This window comes from Xenorhabdus bovienii, from assembly GCF_024721015.1.
Taxonomy (GTDB): domain Bacteria; phylum Pseudomonadota; class Gammaproteobacteria; order Enterobacterales; family Enterobacteriaceae; genus Xenorhabdus; species Xenorhabdus bovienii.
In genome coordinates, this window is record NZ_JANAIF010000199.1 from 1 (window position 1) to 1,555 (window position 1,555).

Sequence of the window (1,555 nt, forward strand, 5' to 3'; positions counted from 1 at the left end):
ATATCGGGCTTGTCACCCTGGTACGAAAGACAAAATCCTCGACCTGACCATGAATAATGCGGGCATTCGTGATACCGCTAGAGCTTTGCATATCAGCATTAATGCCGTCGTCCGCACTTTAAAATCTATGGTCTCCCCCGTTTTTGCAACCCTGATTTTGACGCATGTGGGCTTGCCTAAATCTATCTGACGTCTGTATGGGGAAAAGTACCCGCGCCACAATGAGTTCCGCACCCGGTAATCCTGAAAAAACTCACGGCTTCTATAAGCCATTTTAAAGTCTAGGTTTTTATCGGGCCGACTGGCCGTTCATGTCATCAATAATCAGTCTTCGCAAAACCAGAGAGTTAATCGTTATTTTCTCTATTAGTTCAACAACGTAGGGGGTATACCTGAATTCCCTTACTGATTGAATACTCCTTTTTTTGTAATGATTGCCCAAGCGATCCGAGCCAGCTTATTGGCCAATGCGCAGGCCACAACACAAGAATGCTTTCGCGTTAGCTGCTTTTTAACCCACTCCGCCAATTTTCCTGACTGGTGATCCAGTTTCTGTATGTAAACCCGGGCACACAGCACGAGCAGTTTTCTGAGTTGTTTATTGCCTCGTTTGCTGATGCCTAAGAGTGTATTACGCCCTCCCGTACTGTATTGCTTCGGGACTAATCCCGTGGAAGCGGCAAATTCCCGGCTGTGGCTATATTGTTTCCCATCTCCTAACCCTGATGCCAGTACGCTAGCTGTGATGGGGCCGATAGACGGAATAGTCAGCAATCATTGAGCACCCTCATCTTGTTTAATAGTCAGAACAAGTTCTTGTTCAATCTCGCTAATTTGCTCAACCAGATACAGATAATGGGCGTGCAGGCGTTGGAGCAGCTGTACCAGATAAGAGGGCAAATCATTTTCAGCGATAACTTCAGACAGCTGTCTTATCACAGCAATACCTTTTGGCATGCTGATACCAAATTCCAGTAAGAAAGCATGCATCTGGTTAGTGGTTTTCACTTTATCTCTGACCAGGGATTCTCGGACACGATGTAATGCCCGCATGGTCTGCTGGCTTTCCGTACGTGGCTGAACAAAACGCATAGAAGGTCGTGAAGCCGCTTCGCAAATCGCTTCGGCATCAATGAAATCGTTTTTGTTGCTCTTGATGAAAGGACGGACAAACTGAGGTGAAATCAGTTTAGTTTCATGGCCTAATGCCGCGATTTTACGCGCCATGAAATGCGCACCGGCACAGGCTTCCATCACAACAGTGGCATTGGGTGTCACTGCCAGAAACTCAAGGAGTTTAGTGCGGGTCATTTTCTTATGATAAAGCGCTTTTCCATTTTTATCCTGACCGTGCAGGTGAAAGGAATGTTTACCCAAGTCAATGCCGATAAGTGTTGTTCTGTTCATGATGATGCCCTCTTCTAAAAGAAAAACACACTGTCAATTTACTGCAACAGGGTGGGGGAGACCATCTCATTAAACTCTCGCCTCGACACGTAACCACGTTACCGCTCGACAACTTGCAAGTTGAGCTCCTCTGTGAAGTGGATGAGCA

The 1,555-nt window shown here is 46.4% G+C and carries 3 pseudogenes; 2 read left to right on the forward strand and 1 reads right to left on the reverse strand.

Annotated elements, in window-relative coordinates:
* Positions 1-169 (forward strand): annotated as a pseudogene (locus tag NXS07_RS19915) (IS1-like element transposase); the annotation flags it as partial.
* 233 nt (positions 170-402) lie between these two features.
* Here the strand turns inward: NXS07_RS19915 and NXS07_RS19920 are convergent.
* Positions 403-1,407 (reverse strand): annotated as a pseudogene (locus NXS07_RS19920) (IS110 family RNA-guided transposase).
* 65 nt (positions 1,408-1,472) lie between these two features.
* Between NXS07_RS19920 and NXS07_RS19925 the strand changes: the two are divergent.
* Positions 1,473-1,555, forward strand: a pseudogene (locus NXS07_RS19925) (IS1 family transposase); the annotation flags it as partial.